This window comes from Candidatus Margulisiibacteriota bacterium (assembly GCA_028715625.1).
Classification (GTDB): Bacteria; Margulisbacteria; Riflemargulisbacteria; order GWF2-35-9; family GWF2-35-9; genus JAQURL01.
This window is the reverse complement of the sequence record JAQURL010000028.1, coordinates 1-1,270: the sequence shown is the minus strand read 5'-3', so window position 1 is coordinate 1,270 and position 1,270 is coordinate 1. Positions and strand designations below refer to the sequence as shown.

Sequence of the window (1,270 nt, the reverse complement as noted above, 5' to 3'; positions counted from 1 at the left end):
GAGAGGTGTCTGAAGGACGGAGAGAGGCGGGAAAATTCTATCAATCAATTTCTAACTGGTCAGACTTTCAGATTCTTTATATAATAAGCTCCATAAAGACATGACAGAGAAATCATATAAAGACAGCTTAAATTTACCGCAGACGGAAATGCCCATGAAAGCCGGGCTTACCCAGATTGAGCCGCAACTGGTTCAGAAATGGGAAAAGGAAAACCCGTATTTTCTGCGTCTGGAACAGAATAAAGGTAATGAATCTTTTATTCTGCATGACGGCCCGCCATATCCCAATGGCAATATTCATCTGGGCCATGCCCTGAACAAAATACTTAAGGACATTGTTGTTAAATATCATTTGCTTAAAGGTCATTTTTCTCCTTATGTTCCCGGCTGGGACTGTCACGGACTACCTATCGAGACCCAGCTGCTTAAAGATTTAAAAAAGAAAGATATTAAGGAAAGCGAAATTGATGAATTCAGGGACCAATGTAAAGCATATGCATTGAAATATGTAGAGCAGCAAAAAGAGCAGTTTAAACATCTGGGTATTTTCGGTGATTTTGCCAAACCTTATTTAACTCTTGATCCTTTATATGAAAAAGCGGTAATCGAATTGTTCGGCAAGCTGGCTGATAACAATCTTATTTATCAGGGCAAAAAACCTATTCACTGGTGTTTTCACTGCAAAACAGCGCTGGCTGAAGCCGAGATTGAATATGATGATGAAAAGTCACCGTCGATATATGTTAAATTTCCTCTTACTGTTGATTTTAAAAAGCATAAAAAGGTCAGTCTGCTGGTCTGGACTACAACACCATGGACATTGCCGGCAAACGTGGCTGTTGCCGTACATCCCGGTTTGACCTATATTCTGGCCGAAACCAATAAAGGTTTGTTGATTTTTGCAGAGGATCTGAAGGAAGTTTTGACGCAGAAACTGGAACTGGGAGAAGTTCGGGTATTGGAAACCATGAAAGGTAAAGAACTGCTTGATTTGCGATACAAACATCCCTTTGCCGACCGTTTATCACCTGTGGTGCTGGGTAATTTTGTTTCTAATGAAGACGGTACGGGCCTTGTGCATATTGCCCCGGGCCACGGTTATGATGACTATCTGGTCGGTCTGGAATACAAACTGCCCATGATCATGCCTGTAGATGAAAGCGGAATTTTTACTGAGGAAGCAGATGCCTATGCCGGGCTACCGGTTTTTGAGGCTAACAAAAATATTGTGCAGGACCTGGAAAAAAGCGGACACCTTTTGAAAATGGAA

Annotated in this window: 1 protein-coding gene; it reads left to right on the top strand. The window is 41.7% G+C overall.

Features of this window, described 5'->3' with window-relative positions; translation table 11 throughout:
* Positions 1-100 precede the first annotated feature (100 nt).
* On the top strand, positions 101-1,270 hold a 1,170-nt coding region (locus tag PHV30_05860; GenBank protein MDD5456541.1), incomplete at its 3' end, for a class I tRNA ligase family protein.